The following is a 1,658-nucleotide window of genomic DNA, read 5'->3' as shown; positions in this document are numbered from 1 at the left end:
GATCTACACCTTCGTTGAGCAGAAGCTGCAACTGGTGCTGAACCTGGCCAACTACGCGATGCTCGGCGACGATGAGTTGTACATCGCCGCGTACCTGGGCTCGCTGAAGATGGCGTTCTTCAGCACGCTGCTGTGCCTGTTGATCGGCTACCCGATGGCCTACGCGATTGCCAGTGCGCGTAAAGAGATGCAGACCGTGCTGGTGCTGCTGATCATGATGCCGACCTGGACCGCGATCCTGATCCGCGTGTACGCGTGGATGGGCATCCTCAGCAACAACGGCTTGCTCAACAGCTTCCTGATGTATATCGGGCTGATCAACGAGCCGCTGCAGATCCTCAACACCAACATCGCGGTGTATATCGGCGTGGTCTATTCGTACCTGCCGTTCATGATCCTGCCGCTGTACGCCAACCTGGTGAAACACGACCAGAGCCTGCTGGAGGCTGCCTCGGACCTGGGTTCGAGCACCTTCAACAGCTTCTGGAAGATCACCGTGCCGCTGTCCAAGAACGGCATCATCGCCGGTTGCATGCTGGTCTTCATCCCTGTGGTGGGCGAGTTCGTGATCCCGGAACTGCTCGGCGGCCCGGAAACCCTGATGATCGGTAAAGTGTTGTGGCAAGAATTCTTCAACAACCGTGACTGGCCGGTGGCTTCTGCCCTGGCGGTGGTGATGCTGGCGATCCTGATCGTGCCGATCATCCTGTTCAACCGCAGCCAAGCCAAAGAGATGGAGGGCAAGATATGAAGCGCGTCAGTTTCTCAAGCTTCATGCTGGTGGCGGGGTTGTTGTTCATCTACCTGCCGATGCTGATCCTGGTGATCTACTCGTTCAACGAATCCAAGCTGGTGACGGTGTGGGGCGGTTGGTCGATCAAGTGGTACGTGGGCCTGCTGGACAACACCCAGTTGATGGGCTCGGTGGCGCGTTCCCTGGAAATCGCCTGCTACACGGCCATCGCGGCCGTGGCGCTGGGTACATTGGCGGCGTTCGTGCTGACGCGCATCAGCCAGTTCAAGGGCCGCACGCTGTTCGGCGGCCTGGTGACCGCGCCGTTGGTCATGCCCGAGGTGATCACCGGTCTGTCGCTGTTGCTGCTGTTCGTGGCCATGGCGCAGATGATCGGTTGGCCCCAGGAGCGCGGCATCGTCACCATCTGGATCGCCCACACTACGTTCTGCGCGGCGTATGTGGCTGTGGTGGTGTCGGCGCGCTTGCGTGAGCTGGACCTGTCGATCGAAGAAGCGGCGATGGACCTGGGCGCGCGGCCGTGGAAGGTGTTCTTCCTGATCACCATCCCGATGATCGCGCCGTCGTTGGCGGCGGGTGGGATGATGTCCTTCGCGCTGTCCCTCGATGACCTGGTACTCGCCAGCTTCGTGTCGGGCCCGGGTTCGACCACCTTGCCGATGGAAGTCTTCTCGGCGGTGCGCCTGGGGGTCAAACCGGAGATCAACGCCGTGGCCAGCCTGATTCTGCTGGCGGTGTCGTTGGTGACTTTCCTGGTGTGGTTCTTCAGCCGACGTGCCGAAGAGATGCGCAAGAAGGCGATCCAACAAGCGATCGAAGAAGCGGCCGCCGATGGCTGGCAGCAGCCGGACAAGCGTCGGGCGCCTGCGCCGGTCTAACGGCCGACACGGTGCAAATGTGGGAG

2 protein-coding genes are annotated in these 1,658 nt (G+C 61.0%); both read left to right on the top strand.

Annotated features, from left to right (window positions below; all coding sequences use genetic code 11):
* On the top strand, positions 1 to 751 hold a 751-nt coding region (locus AC07W0_RS27820; RefSeq protein ID WP_102618665.1), incomplete at its 5' end, for an ABC transporter permease subunit.
* Entirely contained in the window at positions 748 to 1,632 is an 885-nt protein-coding gene (locus AC07W0_RS27815; protein ID WP_046381717.1) for an ABC transporter permease subunit, read from the top strand. The genes AC07W0_RS27820 and AC07W0_RS27815, both read left to right, overlap by 4 nt.
* Positions 1,633 to 1,658 lie beyond the last annotated feature (26 nt).

Source organism: Pseudomonas sp. GW704-F2 (assembly GCF_059423025.1).
The sequence above is the reverse complement of the archived record's forward strand: the minus strand, read 5'-3'. Positions and strand labels throughout refer to the sequence as shown.

Coding starts and splice junctions, on each gene's coding strand:
- AC07W0_RS27815 (WP_046381717.1), top strand. CDS start 748: ATGAAGCGCGTCAGTTTCTCAAGCTTCATGCTGGTGGCGGGGTTGTTG.